The sequence below is a fragment of the Bradyrhizobium sp. USDA 3397 genome (assembly GCF_054060965.1).
Genome location: NZ_JBSSDS010000001.1, coordinates 1441067 through 1456805, shown reverse-complemented (window position 1 = coordinate 1456805; position 15739 = coordinate 1441067). Strand labels below are relative to the sequence as shown.

Annotated in this window: 16 protein-coding genes and 1 tRNA gene; 14 read left to right on the top strand and 3 right to left on the bottom strand. The window is 62.3% G+C overall.

Annotated features, from left to right (window positions below; translation table 11 throughout):
• Window positions 1-67: 67 nt before the first annotated feature.
• The 4 genes from ACVWYQ_RS06820 (at window position 68) to ACVWYQ_RS06805 (ending at window position 5095) form a co-directional block, all read left to right on the top strand.
• Window positions 68-955: an AraC family transcriptional regulator gene (locus ACVWYQ_RS06820; protein WP_271538078.1), complete on the top strand. Its 888-nt coding sequence runs from the start codon at window positions 68-70 to the stop codon at window positions 953-955.
• A gap of 134 nt (window positions 956-1089) precedes the next feature.
• Window positions 1090-2739, top strand: coding sequence for a flavin-containing monooxygenase (locus tag ACVWYQ_RS06815; protein WP_456725538.1), 1650 nt, complete (start codon window positions 1090-1092; stop codon window positions 2737-2739).
• A 26-nt stretch (window positions 2740-2765) separates the two neighbouring features.
• A complete protein-coding gene (locus ACVWYQ_RS06810) occupies window positions 2766-3821 on the top strand; it encodes an alpha/beta fold hydrolase (protein ID WP_404546196.1) in 1056 nt (351 codons plus the stop codon).
• Window positions 3822-3889: 68 nt separating this feature from the next.
• Window positions 3890-5095 carry an FIST signal transduction protein gene (locus tag ACVWYQ_RS06805; protein ID WP_404546198.1) on the top strand — a complete coding sequence of 402 codons (1206 nt, stop codon included), beginning with the start codon at window positions 3890-3892 and terminating at the stop codon, window positions 5093-5095.
• Between the two features lie 305 nt (window positions 5096-5400).
• Here the strand turns inward: ACVWYQ_RS06805 and ACVWYQ_RS06800 are convergent, their stop codons facing one another.
• A complete protein-coding gene (locus ACVWYQ_RS06800; RefSeq protein WP_404540750.1) occupies window positions 5401-6402 on the bottom strand; it encodes a Bug family tripartite tricarboxylate transporter substrate binding protein in 1002 nt (333 codons plus the stop codon).
• 215 nt (window positions 6403-6617) lie between these two features.
• On the bottom strand, window positions 6618-7103 hold the full coding sequence (locus ACVWYQ_RS06795) for an outer membrane protein assembly factor BamE (protein WP_036010444.1): 486 nt from the start codon (window positions 7101-7103) through the stop codon (window positions 6618-6620).
• Between the two features lie 98 nt (window positions 7104-7201).
• Here ACVWYQ_RS06795 and ACVWYQ_RS06790 point away from each other — a divergent pair, with 98 nt between their 5' ends.
• The 10 genes from ACVWYQ_RS06790 (at window position 7202) to ACVWYQ_RS06745 (ending at window position 14858) form a co-directional block, all read left to right on the top strand.
• Window positions 7202-7753, top strand: coding sequence for a ubiquinol-cytochrome C chaperone family protein (locus ACVWYQ_RS06790; protein WP_036025467.1), 552 nt, complete (start codon window positions 7202-7204; stop codon window positions 7751-7753).
• Complete coding sequence (locus tag ACVWYQ_RS06785; protein ID WP_456725537.1) at window positions 7750-8313, top strand: YceD family protein; 564 nt, start codon at window positions 7750-7752, stop codon at window positions 8311-8313. The genes ACVWYQ_RS06790 and ACVWYQ_RS06785 overlap by 4 nt, the downstream gene beginning before the upstream one ends.
• Window positions 8314-8612: 299 nt before the next feature.
• Window positions 8613-9674, top strand: coding sequence for a phosphate acyltransferase PlsX (plsX, locus tag ACVWYQ_RS06780; RefSeq protein WP_404540754.1), 1062 nt, complete (start codon window positions 8613-8615; stop codon window positions 9672-9674).
• Window positions 9671-10651: a beta-ketoacyl-ACP synthase III gene (locus ACVWYQ_RS06775; protein WP_036025462.1), complete on the top strand. Its 981-nt coding sequence runs from the start codon at window positions 9671-9673 to the stop codon at window positions 10649-10651. The genes plsX and ACVWYQ_RS06775 overlap by 4 nt, the downstream gene beginning before the upstream one ends.
• A 132-nt stretch (window positions 10652-10783) precedes the next feature.
• Window positions 10784-11125: an integration host factor subunit alpha gene (locus ACVWYQ_RS06770; RefSeq protein ID WP_036010431.1), complete on the top strand. Its 342-nt coding sequence runs from the start codon at window positions 10784-10786 to the stop codon at window positions 11123-11125.
• A gap of 24 nt (window positions 11126-11149) precedes the next feature.
• On the top strand, window positions 11150-11725 hold the full coding sequence (locus tag ACVWYQ_RS06765; protein ID WP_271538071.1) for a MerR family transcriptional regulator: 576 nt from the start codon (window positions 11150-11152) through the stop codon (window positions 11723-11725).
• Between the two features lie 109 nt (window positions 11726-11834).
• Window positions 11835-11912: transfer RNA gene (locus tag ACVWYQ_RS06760), tRNA-Pro, on the top strand.
• A 330-nt stretch (window positions 11913-12242) separates the two neighbouring features.
• Window positions 12243-12734 (top strand): DUF421 domain-containing protein, encoded by a 492-nt coding sequence (locus ACVWYQ_RS06755; RefSeq protein ID WP_157283499.1) that lies wholly within the window; start codon window positions 12243-12245, stop codon window positions 12732-12734.
• Between the two features lie 571 nt (window positions 12735-13305).
• The gene (locus ACVWYQ_RS06750) at window positions 13306-14559 is read left to right on the top strand and encodes an OpgC domain-containing protein (protein ID WP_271538070.1); all 1254 of its coding nucleotides are present in this window, start codon (window positions 13306-13308) and stop codon (window positions 14557-14559) included.
• Window positions 14560-14705: 146 nt separating this feature from the next.
• Entirely contained in the window at window positions 14706-14858 is a 153-nt protein-coding gene (locus ACVWYQ_RS06745) for a hypothetical protein (protein WP_271538069.1), read from the top strand.
• An 87-nt stretch (window positions 14859-14945) separates the two neighbouring features.
• On the opposite strand, the gene ACVWYQ_RS06740 is transcribed toward ACVWYQ_RS06745, so the two are convergent.
• Window positions 14946-15452 (bottom strand): septal ring lytic transglycosylase RlpA family protein, encoded by a 507-nt coding sequence (locus tag ACVWYQ_RS06740; protein ID WP_271538068.1) that lies wholly within the window; start codon window positions 15450-15452, stop codon window positions 14946-14948.
• Between the last annotated feature and the right edge of the window lie 287 nt (window positions 15453-15739).

Genomic DNA, 15739 nt, shown 5'->3' with positions numbered 1-15739 from the left:
ACGTACAAACCTGCTGTTGACAATAGTTCGCACAGGTGCCGTCAGTCCGCGACGTTGGAAAAATCCCATGGCACTGCTCATTCGACCGGATGAACTGCCGCGCTTTGTACCGGGCGAGTTGCTGCGCTGCAGTGCCGGTCAAGGCTGGAGGGGCGTTGAGCTGCGGACCTATCGCTATCGTGGTCTCGACGTCCCAGTGCCCGCGATGGCCGACTTCATGATCGTCTCCTACAAGCGCGGCAGCACCATGATGGAGCGGCGTTTCGAGGGGCGCTGGACCCGGACCGAGTGTCATCCGGGCGATATTTCGCTATTGACCCGCTCGCAGGCATCGCACTGGCACTGGACCGAGCAGATCGACGTCTCGCATGTCTATCTCTCGGACACTGTGGTCTCCCGCGTGGCTGCCGACGTCCTTGAGCGGCCGATCGCAGCGGTGCGGCTGCACGACATATTGCGCACGCAAAGTCCGATCGTGACCGAAGCCGTCGAGGTCATATCTCGCGAAGCCGGCGGCAACGGCATCGGAGGTGCGTTATACGTCGACGCGCTGAGTACGCAGCTCGTCGTCAATCTGCTTCGCAACTTTGCATCCGTTCAGTTTGTCGACAAGTCCGGAAGGGGCGAACTGCCCCCGGCAATACGCAAACGCATTGTCGACTACATCGAAGCCCGGATCGATCAGGCGCTCTCGCTCGAAGAGCTCGCCGAAGTCGCCTCGATGGGCGTATGGACTTTCGGGAAGCGCTTTCGTGCCTCGTTTCAGACCAGCCCCCACCAGTATGTCCTCGACCGTCGGCTCGAAAAAGCTCAGCAAATGCTGGCTCTTGGCCGCCTGCCGGTGAAGGCGATCGCGTCGGAATGCGGCTTCGCGGATCAGGCCCATTTAACGCGCGTCATGCGCGCACGGCTGGGCCGGACACCGGCCGCCCTCAGGGACGATAGTCCTCGCTAGCGCTTCTTCACCCGATCCTTCAACAAGCTCACTGGTTCCTTCAAGACGACACTGCACGTCGCTTCTAACGTCCTTCCCACAGCCGAATGGCCATTCGGTCGCTCAAGCGGCCGGTACAAAAGAGGGGAAACGTTATGGGCACCTTGTTGGAGTCGACACATGCGTCGCGTGCGGATGCACCGACGACGCACTTGGACGCACTGGTCATCGGCGCCGGGATCGCCGGCCTCTATCAGTTGTATCGCCTGCGAGAGATGGGACTGAGCGTCCGCGCTTACGATACGGCATCGGGGGTGGGTGGCACCTGGTACTGGAACCGCTATCCGGGTGCGCGCTTCGACTCCCAAGTCGAGGTCTACCAGTATTGGTTCTCCGAGGAGCTGTACAAGGCCTGGAAGCCGAGCGAGCGATTTCCCGCGCAGCCGGAGACTGAGCGCTGGCTGAACTTCGTTGCGGACCACCTCGACCTGAAGAAGGACATTCAATTCAACAGCCGCATCGTCTCGGCCCACTATCGCGAGAAGGACGGCCGCTGGACGGTCACGACGGAGGCTGGCGAGACGATCGACACTCAATATGTCCTTGCTTGTTGCGGCATGCTGTCGGCTCCGCTCGTGGACCGCTTTCCCGGCCAGTCGACGTTCCGCGGCGAGATCCACCATACCGGACGATGGCCGAAACAGGGCGTCGATCTCAAAGGCAGACGGGTCGCGGTGATCGGCACCGGCGCGACCGGAATCCAGGTCATCCAGACCATCGCCCCTGACGTGGCCGAAATGAAGATCTTCGTGCGGACCCCGCAATACGTGGTGCCGATGAAAAATCCGCAGTACAGCCAGGCCGAATGGGACCTTTGGGCCAGTCAATTCCACGATCTGAAGAAGCGCGTTCGTTCGACCTTCGCCGGCTTCCATTACGACTTCGAGAACCGTCCCTGGGCGGAGCTGACGCCCGGAGAGCGCACGGAAGTACTGGAAAAGTTCTGGAAAGAGGGCTCGCTGTCGATGTGGCTGGCGACCTTCCCGGAAATGTTCTTCGACGAATCGGTCAGCGCCGTCGTGTCCGATTTCGTACGGGGCAAGATGCGTGAGCGCCTGCGCAACGATCCAAAACTGTGCAGCCTCCTGATCCCGTCCGATTATGGCTTCGGCACGCACCGCGTGCCGCTCGAGAACAGCTATCTCGAGGTCTATCTGCAGAACAACGTCGAAGCAATCGACTGCCGGTCCACGCCGATCGAGCGCATCGTGCCCGAGGGTATCCAAACCTCTGACGGCAAGGTTCACGAGGTCGACGTCATCATCCTCGCTGTCGGCTTCGACGCCGGGTCCGGCGCGCTGAGCCGGATCGACTTCCGCGGCCGCGACGGTCGTTCGCTGAAAGAACAGTGGAAGCAGGAGATCCGTACCGCCATGGGCCTTCAGGTCCATGGCTATCCGAATCTGTTCACGACCGGCGCGCCGCTCGCACCTTCGGCTGCTCTCTGCAACATGACCACCTGTCTGCAGCAGCAAGTCGACTGGATCGCCGACTGCATCGACTACGCGCGGATGCAAGGCAAGCAAACGATCGAGGCCACCCGCGAGTTCGAAGACAATTGGGTGAAGCACCATGACGACACCGCTGCGGCGACGCTCGTGGTCAAAACCGACTCTTGGTACATGGGCTCTAACGTCGACGGCAAGCCGCGCCGGCTGTTGTCCTATATCGGCGGCGTCGGCAACTACAATCGACAATGCGACGAGCTCGCCGCCAGCGGCTATCCCGGTCTCGCGATGACCTGACCCTACGGCTCCAAAGGAAAAGCCAAATGAGCAACAATCCCTATTACGGGCCTGAAGGTCACGGCCCCTACGAGATGATCAACATCGGCGACCTTCTGCTCGAGGATGGCGGGGCCATTCCCGACTGCAAGCTCGCCGTCGCCACCCACGGCACGCTCAACGCTGCGAAGGACAACGCCATTCTCGTCCCCACCTGGTACTCGGGCACGAGCAAGATCATGGAGCAGGTTTATATCGGCGCGGGCCGGGCACTCGATCCCACGAAATACTTCATCATCGTGGTCAACCAAATCGGCAGTGGATTGTCGACATCGCCGCACAACGCCAGCGGAGCGATGGTCGGACCAAATTTCCCAAAGGTCCGCATCGGGGACGACGTTCGCGCCCAGCACCGGCTGTTGACCGAATACTTCGGGCTAACGAGCCTTGCTCTCGTGGTCGGGGGCTCGATGGGCGCGCAGCAAACCTACGAATGGGCTGTGCGCTATCCGGATTTCGTCAAACGCGCGGCGCCGATCGCCGGTACGGCGAAAAACACCGAGCACGACTTCCTCTTCGCGGAGACGCTGAATGAGGCCATCACGACCGATCCGGGCTTCAGCGGGGGACACTACGGCTCGCCGGCCGATGTCGCTGCGGGCCTCAAGCGACAGGCGAAGCTCTGGACCGTGATGGGTTGGAGCACCGACTTCTTCCGTGCCAACCGACACAAGGCGCTAGGTTTCGAAACCATGCAGGGCTTTGTCGACACCTTCATGACCGGATACTTCGCGCCGATGGACCCGAACAATCTGCTATCCATGGCGTGGAAGTGGCAGCGCGGCGACGTCAGCCGCAACGCCGACGGCGACCTTGCTGCCGCTCTCGGGCGGATCAAGGCGAAGACATTCGTGATGCCGATCAGTCACGACATGTTCTTCCCGCCGGCCGACTGCGAGGCCGAGCAACGGCTCATTCCGGGGAGCGAGTTGCGCCCGCTGGCCAGCATCGACGGGCACCTGGGCTTGTTCGGCACCGATCCGCAGATGCTCGCGCAGCTCGACGCCAACCTGTCCGAGTTGCTCGCCACGCGTGTAAACTGAACGAGCTAAAGCGCGATGATGATTCAATCGGAATTCGTCGCGCTTCAGCGATCAGGTTCTTGACGCGGATGCTCGATCGATGCTCATTCGGCGTTGTAGCCGTCGAGAGCAAGGCGTCTACCCCCGCCGGTGCGGCAGCGGAGCTGGCAAGCGTTCTCCCGGCCAGCGGTGTTGCGGCGGTGCTCGTCTTTGTTTCACCGCGTTACGATCCGCAACGGTTTGCGGCCGAAATGAGGACCCGCTTTGTGGGCATCCCCGTCTTCGGCTGCACGACCGCCGGCGAGATTGCGCTCAATGGATGGGATGAAAACAGCATCGTCGCGCTCGCCTTCAGCGCTGCCGACTTCGACGTGACCGCTCACCCCATCCTGGGGCTCTCAAATTTTCGCATCGAAGACCATCGCGCGATTGGCGCAGATCTTCGACATAGCTTCTTCCGAAAGGGCCGCAATGCCGACGGTGAGCGCTGCTTCGGGCTCTTGCTCATCGATGGCATGTGCCAGCGAGAAGAAGTCGTCTTGGCGGCGATTCATGCCTCGCTTGGTCATATTCCGCTGGTCGGCGGCTCGGCCGCAGATGGTCTGCGATTTGACCGCAGCTGGGTCTATTTCGGGGGCCGCGCCCATACGGATGCGGCGGTGCTCCTTGTGTTTAAGACAGCGTTGCCGTTCCTTATCTTTTCTTGCGACACTTGCGAGCCTTGCGCAGAAAAGATGGTGGTGACGGAGGCTGATCCGGATCGACGCACTGTTAGCGAGTTGAATGCCGAGCCAGCAGCAGCCGAATATTCGCGCATGGCGGGCATCACCGACAGTGTACTCGATCTCGCTGCGTTTGCATCCCATCCTGTGCTCGTACGGATCGGCGATGCGTATTTTGCACGTGCGATACGACGGGTCGATGCGGACGGCACGCTGCATTTTGCCTCCGCCATCGACAAAGGCCTCGTGTTCACTGTGGCCACTCTGCGTGACCCGGTCGACCCAACCGGCAACCTTTTCGCGCAAATCCAGCAAGAAATCGGGGAGGTCTCGCTCTATATCGGATTCGAGTCCGTTCAGAGGCGTATGGGCGTCGAGCATCAATGCGCCCGCGACATGTCACGACTGTACCGAACCCATCGCGTGTTTGGGTGCAATACCTATGGTGAGCTGTATGGTCCGATGCACATGAACGGAACGCTCACCGGTGTGGCGATCGGCACCCCCGGGCGAAGTAGGTGCGCCGATACGAAGATCTCCGAGTTTGCCCGACGCGTCCCACGGGATTCGTAAAATGCCAAATGCGCGCTGGCCTTGAGCTGCGATTCCGGAGCTATTCCTGCGCCTTGACCAATCGGCGTTGCGCGTCGATGTTTCGCGACGGACAACACGAGCTGCGTTTGCTGCGTTCCATGCTCCCTTGCCGCTGATTTGCTCGACACGGCAATAGCTTGATCGAGCGGACATCGTGCCGTCCTGCGACAGCGCCTCTACTGTGCATGGGGTTGTTTTTCACTTTTTTGCCGGAAGGGGGCGGCGTGGCCCGGCAGGGAGGGGAGGGAGCACTATCGGCTCCCCTCGCAATGACGGGGAGGGACCTACTGCACGTCCATCTGCAGGCCTTCCTTCTGGATGATGCCGGCGAACTTCTTCGTCTCGGCGTCCACGAAGGCGGCGAACTGCTCGGGCGTGCCGTAGTCGGCGCGGGCGCCCATGGCGGCGATCTGCTTCTTGACGTCCTCGCGCTCCAGCATCGCCTTGACCTGGAGATTGAGCGCGCCCAGCACCTCGGGTGAGGCGCCCTTCGGCAGGAAGACGGCGAACCAGGAGGACACGTCGAAATTCGCCAGCTCCGGCGCACTCTCGCGCATGGTCGGCAGGTCTTTGGCGAGGTCGCTGCGCTCGGGTGTGGTGACGCAGAGACCGTTGAGCGTGCCGCTCTGCACCTGAGGCAGGGTCGGATAGAGATTGTCGAACAGGATCTGGATGTCGCCGGCAAGGGCGGCCTGGAGCGCGGGGCCGGCGCCGCGGAACGGGATGTGCGTCATCTTCAAGCCGGTGAGCTGGAGAAACCAGGCGCCGGTGAGATGAGGGCTCTGGCCGACGCCGGAGGAGGCGTAGCTGAGCTTGTCCGGATTGGCCTTCAGATACGCGATCAGCTCGGGAATCGTTTTGACGCCGGTCTTCGGATGCGCCGAGACGATGTTCGGAATCCGGATCATGTTCGAGACCGGCTGAAGCTGGTCCGGCTTGTAGCTGAGGTTCTTGAAGATGCTGTAGGCGATCGCGTTCGGGCCGGGGTTGCCGACCAGGATGGTGTGACCATCCGGCTTGGCGCGCACGGCCTCGGCGGTGCCGATCGTGCCGCCGCCGCCGGAGCGGTTTTCCACCACAGTCGACTGACCCCAGGCGGCTTGCAGATGCGCGGCCAGGAGGCGGCCCATCACGTCCGTCGAGCCGCCGGCCGCGGCCGGCACGATGAGACGAACGTTTTCAGTGGGCTTCCAGTCGGCAAGGCTCGATCGCGGCAGAATCGCTGCGGCCGAAAGGCCGGCAGCACCGGCGAGCACACGACGGCGGGACAACAAAGGCTTATGCACGAATCCACTCCTGCTTCTTGCTTTGCGGAAACCGTAGGGAACGGCACGTGCGACCGCAAGTCGCGCGCGACGACAAGTGCCGCGCAGAGAGCGGCACGACGACGCAGACGTAAGCTCATATACCTTGCGATGGAATTAAACGGCTTCAGGAGTCTCGTTCGACGCGCATTTTCGATCGAAGCGACAAGCCGCTTCGATCGAATCCTTCGACGGCCTCAGTTGAAGCTGAGCAGCTTGAACAGCGGGGTGAGGTAGCTCATCTCCTGACCCGACGTCGGCGTGGTGCGGCTGATGAAGTCGAAGATCTTGCCGTCCTGGAGACCGTAATTCGCAAGCCGGCGCACGCGCCGGGTCTTGTCGAAATAGACTGCGATGACACGCTGATCGACCACCTTCTGGTTCATGAAGGCGACCGGGCGCTCCGAGCGCTGCGAGATGTAGTAGAACACTTCACCGTCGAGGGTCGCGACCGTCGAAGGCGTGCCCATCACGATCAGCACCTGATCCTGGCTCGCGCCGATCGGAATCTGCTCGAGCGCGCCGGGCGGCAGGATGTAACCCTTCTGGAACTGCTCGCCGGTGCAGGCTGCAAGGGCCACGCCGATCACGGCGGTGGCCGCGAGCATGCGCAGGCCGCGCCAGCAGGCATGAAGGCCGCGCCGCATATCCGCGCGCAGGCTGATCTGGTTCGTTGTCGTCATAGCGGAACTGATTCCGTCCCCTTGCGTCGCGCGAGGCGCTGAAGTACCGGGCTGGGCGTCTGAATGCAACTCGCGCGCGCCCGCTTGCGGAAACCACAATGCTTTGGCCGTTCAATCACTTCAGGAAACCCCGGCGAACCCCGCCCGGCACCATTGAGGCGATCTATGGCATGATCGTGACGCAGGCGCGAGAACCCCTGTTTTACCGGGTCTTGGGTGTGCCCGATACGGTTAACGGGCGTTTCGACCTGTTGCTGCTGCATCTCTGGCTGCTGCTGCGCCGTCTGCGCGCGGTTCAGGGCGCCGCGGAGCTGTCGCAGGCGCTGTTCGACCGCTTCTGCGAGGACATGGACGACAATCTGCGCGAGATGGGGGTGGGCGACCAGACCGTGCCGAAGCGGATGCGGGCCTTCGGAGAGGCTTTCTACGGCCGCGTCCAGGCCTACGACCAGGCGATGGAAGCCGGCGGCGAGGCGCTGGCAGCGGCGATCTGCAAGAATATCTTGAATGGGACCGGCTTCGACCAGGCGGAGCGGCTCGCGGCCTATGCGAGGGCCAGCGAGGCCGATCTTGGTCGGACCGACGAGGCCGCGCTGCTGCGCGCGTCCTTCAAGTTTCCCCGGGCGCTGTCAGAGGATGTCACGCCATGAGCCGACCAGATACCGAGCGCGATCCCTGGCGGGCGCCCGTCATCGTTGCGCAAATCCCGGACGGCGGGCTGCACCGCGAGCTCGAGGCCTCAGTGGCCGAGCGGCAGGCGATGGCGGAGGTCGCGGGCTTGCGCGAGATCCTGTCCGCCGATGCCAGCTTCGATGTCGTGCCGAAAAGCGGGGGGCGGGTCCAGGTCACGGGCCTGGTTCGTGGCCGGATCGGCCAGACCTGCGTCGTCACGCTGGATCCGATCGAGAGCGAGATCGAGGAGGAGGTGGACCTGATGTTCGCCCCCGAGGCCGAGGCGCGCCGCCTGGCCGATCTGATCGAGGAGGGGCAGGACGACGAGGCGCCGCCCGAGGTTGCCGACCCGCCCGAGCCGATCACGGGCGGCATCATCGACCTCGGCCGGCTCGCCACCGACGTCCTGTTCCTGGCGATCGATCCCTATCCGCGCAAGGAGGGGGCCGTGTTCGAGGCGGAGGTCACCGCTCCCGATCCCGAAGACCATCCCTTCGCCGTGCTGAAGGCATTGCAGGACAAGAAGAAGGGCCAATGAGGGGCATTTTGGCTCGCGGCTGCCTTGCCAGGGGACGCGAGCCATTTGCCCTGATGGTTTGAGGCAGCTGTTGATCTGTCTGAATTCAATGGATTTTTCGCGAAATCCACGGCCGGCGGCCGGATTGCCCCGAATGCAAAAGGCTGGGGGCAAGAGGTTGTTTCGGGGGTACAAAACGCTATTGTCGCGCCCCGGTCCGGGTGCGGCGTGGCGCTTGGCCGGCCGCCGTCCCGGTGGCGAACCCATTTTGCGGCCCCGCTGATCCCAAGACCGCACCAGACCAGGTTTCCAGGACTTACATGCCAAGCAAGGTTCGCATCGCGCTGGACGCCATGGGGGGCGATGTCGGCCCCGCCGTGGTCATTCCGGGCGCCGCCATCTCGCTTGGCCGGCATCGCGACACCGAGTTCCTGCTGGTCGGCGACCGCGCCAGGATCGAGCCCGAGCTCGACCAGCACCCGAAGCTGAAGGCCGCCTCCAAGATCGTCCATACCGACGTCGCCGTCAGCATGGAGGACAAGCCGAGCCAGGCGCTGCGGCGCGGCCGCAAGACCTCCTCGATGTGGCTCGCGATCGACGCGGTCAAGAAGGGCGAGGCGGACGTCGCGATCTCCGCCGGCAACACCGGCGCGCTGATGGCGATGGCGCGCTTCCATCTGCGCACACTGCCGGGCATCGATCGGCCGGCGATCTCGGCGATCTGGCCGACCCTGCGCGGGGAGTCCGTCGTGCTCGACCTCGGCGCCACCCTCGGCGGCGATGCCCACCATCTGGTGTCGATGGCGGTGATGGGCGCGGCCAAGGCGAGCGTGCTGTTCAACAAGACCCGGCCCACGGTCGGGCTGCTCAATATCGGCGCCGAGGAGATCAAGGGGCACGAGGAGATCCGCGAGGCCAGCGAGATCCTGCGGGCGCGGAACCTGCCGGAGCTCGAATATATCGGCTTCGTCGAGGGCGACGGCATCGGCAAGGGGCTCGCCGACGTGATCGTCACCGAAGGCTTCAGCGGCAACATCGCGCTGAAGGCGGCCGAGGGAACCGCACGGCAGATGGCGGAATTGCTTCGTCACGAGATGCAGCGGAGCTGGATGTCCAAGCTCGGCTATCTCTTCGCGCGCAGCGCCTTCCAGGCCCTGCGCGACAAAATGGACCCCAACAAGTCCAATGGTGGCGTGCTGCTGGGACTGAACGGGGTGGTGGTCAAGAGCCACGGCGGAACCAACGCCGAAGGCTTTGCCTATGCGATCGATGTTGGCTATGAGATGGCTCACTACGATCTCCTGAACAAGATCAATCAGATGCTCAACCGCGAGGGTGGTGCACTCAAATTCGTGCAGCCCGCGCCGGAGGATGTTTCGTGACTCAGATTCGTTCGGTCGTGCTCGGCTGCGGCTCTTATCTGCCGGAGCAGGTGGTGACCAACGCCCAATTGGCGGCGCGCATCGATACCTCCGACGAGTGGATCGTGCAGCGCACCGGAATTCGCGAGCGGCACATCGCGGCCGAGGGCGAGTTCACCTCGCACCTCGCCATCAAGGCGGCACAGGCGGCGCTCCGCGATGCCGGCGTTGACGCGCAATCGATCGAGCTGATCGTGCTGGCGACCTCGACGCCCGACAACACCTTCCCCGCGACCGCCGTCGCCGTGCAGCACGGCCTCGGCATCAATCATGGCGCGGCCTTCGATCTGCAGGCGGTGTGCTCGGGCTTCGTGTTCGCGCTTGCCACCGCCGACAATTTCCTGCGCACCGGGGCCTACAAGCGGGCGCTGGTGATCGGCGCGGAGACCTTCTCGCGCATCCTCGACTGGAACGATCGCGGCACCTGCGTGCTGTTCGGCGACGGCGCCGGCGCCGTAGTGCTGGAGGCGCAGGAGCAGCCCGGCAATGCCGCGACCGACCGCGGCATCGTGACCACGCATCTGCGCTCCGACGGCCGCCACAAGGCAAAGCTGTTCGTGGACGGCGGGCCGTCCTCGACCCAGACCGTCGGCCATCTGCGCATGGAGGGCCGCGAGGTCTTCAAGCATGCGGTCGGCATGATCACCGACGTCATCGTCGATGCCTTTGCGGCGACAGGGCTCAATGCCGACGGCATCGACTGGTTTGTGCCGCACCAGGCCAACAAGCGAATCATCGATGCTTCCGCGCACAAGCTGCACATCGCGCCGGAGAAGGTGGTGCTGACGGTGGACCGCCACGGCAACACCTCGGCGGCCTCGATCCCGCTGGCGCTCTCGGTGGCGCGCAAGGACGGCCGCATCAAGAAGGGCGACATGGTCCTGCTGGAGGCCATGGGTGGCGGCTTTACCTGGGGCTCGGCGCTGGTGCGCTGGTAAGCCACACCGATAAAATTTTGCCGGAATCACCGCCGATTATCGCTACGTCTGCATTGATGTGCGGTGTTGACCGCCGTATCGTAAGCTCATAATTTCAGACAAGAATTGTTCGCCGTGAGGTGGGGCAGGGCGATGAGCGAGACCAGCAAAACCGTAACGCGTGTCGATCTGTGCGAAGCCGTCTACCAGAAGGTGGGCCTGTCGCGCACGGAATCGTCTGCCTTCGTGGAACTCGTGCTGAAGGAGATCACCGACTGCCTGGAGAAGGGCGAGACGGTGAAATTGTCCTCGTTCGGCTCCTTCATGGTGCGCAAGAAGGGCCAGCGCATCGGCCGCAACCCGAAGACCGGCACCGAGGTGCCGATCTCGCCGCGCCGCGTCATGGTGTTCAAGCCATCGGCGATCCTGAAGCAGCGGATCAACGCCCAGCACCGCACCAACGGCGACGCCACCCAGGCTCAAGAAGAGGCGTAACCGCCTTTCGGAAAGGACTGGCCTTTGGACAAGGCGCCGGATGCGTTCCGAACCATCAGCGAAGTAGCGCAGGAACTCGACATTCCGCAGCACGTGCTGCGGTTCTGGGAGACCCGCTTCTCCCAGATCAAGCCGATGAAGCGCAGCGGCGGCCGCCGCTATTACCGCCCCGACGACGTCGACCTGCTCAAGGGCATCCGCCGGCTGCTCTACGGCGAGGGCTACACCATCCGCGGGGTGCAGCGCATCCTGAAAGAGCACGGCGTCAAATCGGTGCAGGGCCTCGCCGACAGCGCGGCCGCGGTCTCGTTCGGCGCGATCGAGGACGCGATCGGCGCGAGCCTGATGGAGCCGGAGGACGAGGCCCCCATCAAGGGCGTCACCGACACCGACGATGACGACTATCAGGGCGATGAGGAGGAAGGCATCGACTTCCGCTTCACCGAGATCGACGACGAGGAGATCCTCACCACCTTCCGCAAAGGCGGCGCCGCCGCGCCCGCCGGCCCCAGCGCGCTCGACCGGGAGCGGCTGGAGCGGGTCCTCGGCGACCTCGTCGCCTGCCGGGAGATGCTGGATCAGGCCCTGAAGGAGGGCTAGGGCGGTCCCGCGGGCTTTCCGGGGCAGTTCCGGAAGCTTTGGCGGATCCAGCAAAATGCTGCGGCCTCGCCTTGCGCAAAGCGGCGATCCTAGCTAATGGAACGGCATTCGGAGCGTGGCGCAGCCCGGTTAGCGCACTAGTCTGGGAGACTAGGGGTCGGAGGTTCAAATCCTCTCGCTCCGACCATTTTTTCAACATCTGTCGGGTTGACCGTCGGCGCGAAGCCTGCTCCGGGCCGCGAGGGATGCCTGTGACCAGAAGCGGGGCCTGCGGCGGGCGGTACATCAAGACGCCGAAAACAACCCCATGCACAGTAGCGATGTCATTGGGACATAAGGTTTTTCCGAAACGATGTGACTCGTCGGACCGGGGTAAGGAGCGGATCGTCGGACAATGACGACCGAGCTGTCGGCGAGAGGCTCAATCTTGACCATTCTCCTCGCAATCCGAAACCGTTCGTGTCGATAAGAGTTTCGATACGCGGCATCAGGACGCTTCCATTTAGGCGAGGGCAACATGTTTCAGCTATCGTGGAGCGAGATCTTCGTCCCGACGCATTCCGTCACGGAAATAATCGTGCGGGGCACCATCATGTATCTCGGCATCTTCACGCTGATGCGCTTCATTTTGAAGCGGCAAACCGGCGGGCTCAGCATCCCTGATGTGCTTCTCGTCGTCCTGCTGGCGGACGCGGCGCAGAATGGCATGGCGGGCGAATACCGCTCGATCACAGAAGGTATCGTGCTCGTTGCCACCATCATTTTCTGGAATCTCGCCATCGACTGGGTCGGGTATCACGTGCCTTTCGTGGAGCGGCTTGCTCGCCCGGCGCCGCTCCTGCTCATCAAAAACGGGCAGGTCCTTCGCCGCCACATGCGGCAGGAACTGGTGACGATGGACGAGTTGATGAGCAAGCTGCGCGAGGAGGGCATAGCGAGCCCCTCGGACGTGGTAGAAGCATATATCGAGGGCGATGGAAATATTAGCGTGAAAAAGAAGGAAGCCTGACGGCCTTCCTCTGCCCGCCGAAATGATCGGCGTTGCGGAGCATCGACGATAGACTAATTGTTATCCTGCGAGGAGCTTCCGCCGGCTTCCATAAAGGCACACGCGCCGAGGACTGACGCCACCACCTCGAATACCCCATCGCGATCCGCGTGGTCCACCAGCGTGCGCACCATCTCCCACGACCAACCGAGGAAACGCCCATCAGGTCAGGCCCGATGACACAGCGCGCGCGTTTTGCTCGGAACCAAGATTCCCTGCCAGCTATCCGTGGGAAAATCCGAACGCCGGTTAGCCTCCGCGCGTTCGAGGTCATGCATGTACAGTACTGGGGCACTCGGCGGGTCGCTTGACTCAGGTCAATATCCGGCTGACCTCAGTGCGCCAACATTGTTCTATTGACCGCATCAAACTTCACTCGCTCTCGGCGAGACCGACGTGGTGCAATTGCCTTTGGGCGAAGTCGCTCCTCAAATGAGGCTCTCAGCCCGGCATCTAGCGTGAGCGATCTCGGCAGCTTCTCGGTGCTGGGTCGCGTACATCGATCGCGAATCGTTGCACGACGGAAAGCAGAATGAAGCTCGGGCTTGCGCTGCCGCCACCTCAACGTGATTTGCGTCTCGACCTGTTTCGCGGCCTCGCCAACTGGGCGATGTTTCTCGGCCATGTCCCCGGCACGGTGCTGGTGTGGTGTTCGTTCCGAAATTATGGATTCAGCGACGGGGCCGACCTGTTCGTATTCATCTCCGGCTACACCTCAGCGCTCGTATATACGCGAAAGATGGAGCGAGGCTTTGTGTTCGGAACCAGCAGGCTATTCAGGCGCGTATGGCAAATCTACACGGCGCATATCCTGCTATTCCTGATCTACCTGGCTTTTGTCCATTTCCTGTCGGAAAGGTTCAACGCCCCTGATCTGGTCAATCTGTTCAACGCCGGACCGGTCACCAGCGCGCCGGTAGAGATGATGACGCAGGGGCTTTTGCTGAGATACAAGCCTCTGAATTTGGACGTGCTGCCGCTCTACGTCGTTTTGATGGGGCTGTTTCCTCCCATCCTCTGGTTGATGTTGAGATTTCCCGACGCCGTCATGATCGGGTCGGTGCTGTTGTATCTGGCTGCGCGGCAATTCCATTGGAATCTGCCTTCCTACCCGTCGGGAAGCTGGTACTTCAATCCGCTGGCGTGGCAGCTTCTGTTTGTGACGGGCGCATGGCTCGCGTTGACCGGTGCGGGGCGCCTGCATTTCCTGCTACGGTCCAGGTTCGTGCTGGTCGTTGCGATTGCCTATTTGATTTTTGGGGCGCTCATGACGTTAGCTGCTCACCAGCCTCAGCTCCGGGCCTTGTTTGGGCCCGCCTTGTTCGAGCTTTTCAATCCCAACGACAAGACCAATCTGGCGCCCTACCGCTATCTTCATTTGATGGTGCTGATTATCCTGGGTGCCCGGTTCATACCGATCGATGCGCGCGGGCTACAAGCCACCATCTGGCGACCGCTGATAAAGTGCGGCCAGCAGTCCCTCGAAGTGTTTTGTGTGGGCATTCTGCTGGCCTTCATCGGGTACTTCATCCTGCAGTTGGCAGGGAACGGCATCCTCGCTCAACTGCTCGTCGGAGCGGCAGGAATCGCGATCATGACGGCGGTTGCCTACTACAGAGCCTGGTCAAAGCGAGTGGAGAAATCTTCACATGAGAGTCCGGTAGATGGAAAGAGAGCGCCGGAAAGCACCGGCTCCGTCGAGCATCTTGTCCTGCGCGGCGGCGGAAGGGTGCCGCAGGTCGCTCGCGGGACGGATTCGCGGCAGCCGCCCTTAACCGAGGTTTGACAACCGCCGCCGGCGCTGACGAAGAGTGCCTCGACAAGGTCGCCCCCGGTACGCTGTTCAATACCTCCTGTTCGTAGGCAGAGCCGGCGGCCTTTGTCGCCCAGATAAGCGGGAGGCGAAGCCTTTACTGCGAGGTCCACGCGTTGGTGCGCACCTATCTCGAAAGCCGCCGCAACGAGATGCGCAAGATCGACCTCGATCCGGCGACCTTCATCCGCGTCAGCACGATCGAGTCGGTGGCGCACAACGTGGCCATCGCGCCAGTGCGGTATTTTGCGCGACCGGCTCAATCGCGCTGATGCCGATGAAGGCGGCGAGCCACTCGAGCGGGCAGATCCACAAGCGCGTCCGGTTATTCAATGTCACGGCGCTTCAAGAGTCATCTGCTACAGCACCTCGGCACGAACCTGGGCTACGCCGCGACTCGTAATCCCCAAGCTGCGCGCGGCAGCGAGCGAGAGATCGAGGACGCGGCCACGAATGAACGGGCCTCTGTCGTTGATGGTGACGATGACGCTGCTTCCTCCATGGGTCACGCGGACCTTGGTGCCGAACGGTAGGGTGCGATGCGCCGCCGTGAGGTGATTCCGATTGAATGTCGAACCGCTCGCTGTCTTGCCTTTGGAATATGAATAATAGGAGGCCTTTCCAGTAAAGACTCGATTGAAAGATCGCATGCCCGAGCGATCAGCCGATGGCTCTTGTGCGGTTGGAGGTGGCGCCTCAATCTGATCCTTCTTCGGCTGTTCGGGTCCAGCAGGCGCCGGCTCTGCCTGAGCCTTCGGAATGATGGACCACCGGTCATGGAAATCCTGTGCTTGAGCGCCGTTCGCGTTCAACCCGATCCAAGCAGGGACTGTCGCAATCGCCGCCATTCTGACGAGAAGATGCATTGTCGACCTCATGAACGATTGAAGATCAAGCCGACAATGCAAGCTCAGAGGTCGCGTTCCTTAAGACGCGCAAAAACGGTGATGACATACCGACATCGCGGAGCAAGAGCGTGCTTGACCACGCTCCGGCTCTCCCCGGCCTCAAATAATAATGATTTAATTTGTCAAAATTAAATATATTTAAATATTTAAATTGGCGAGGCGAGTTACCGCGCGACGACTGACGCGGTCGCGTCCCGGCGGAGGATGAGTCGCGCAAATACGATCAGCTTTGGACGCGGGCAGTG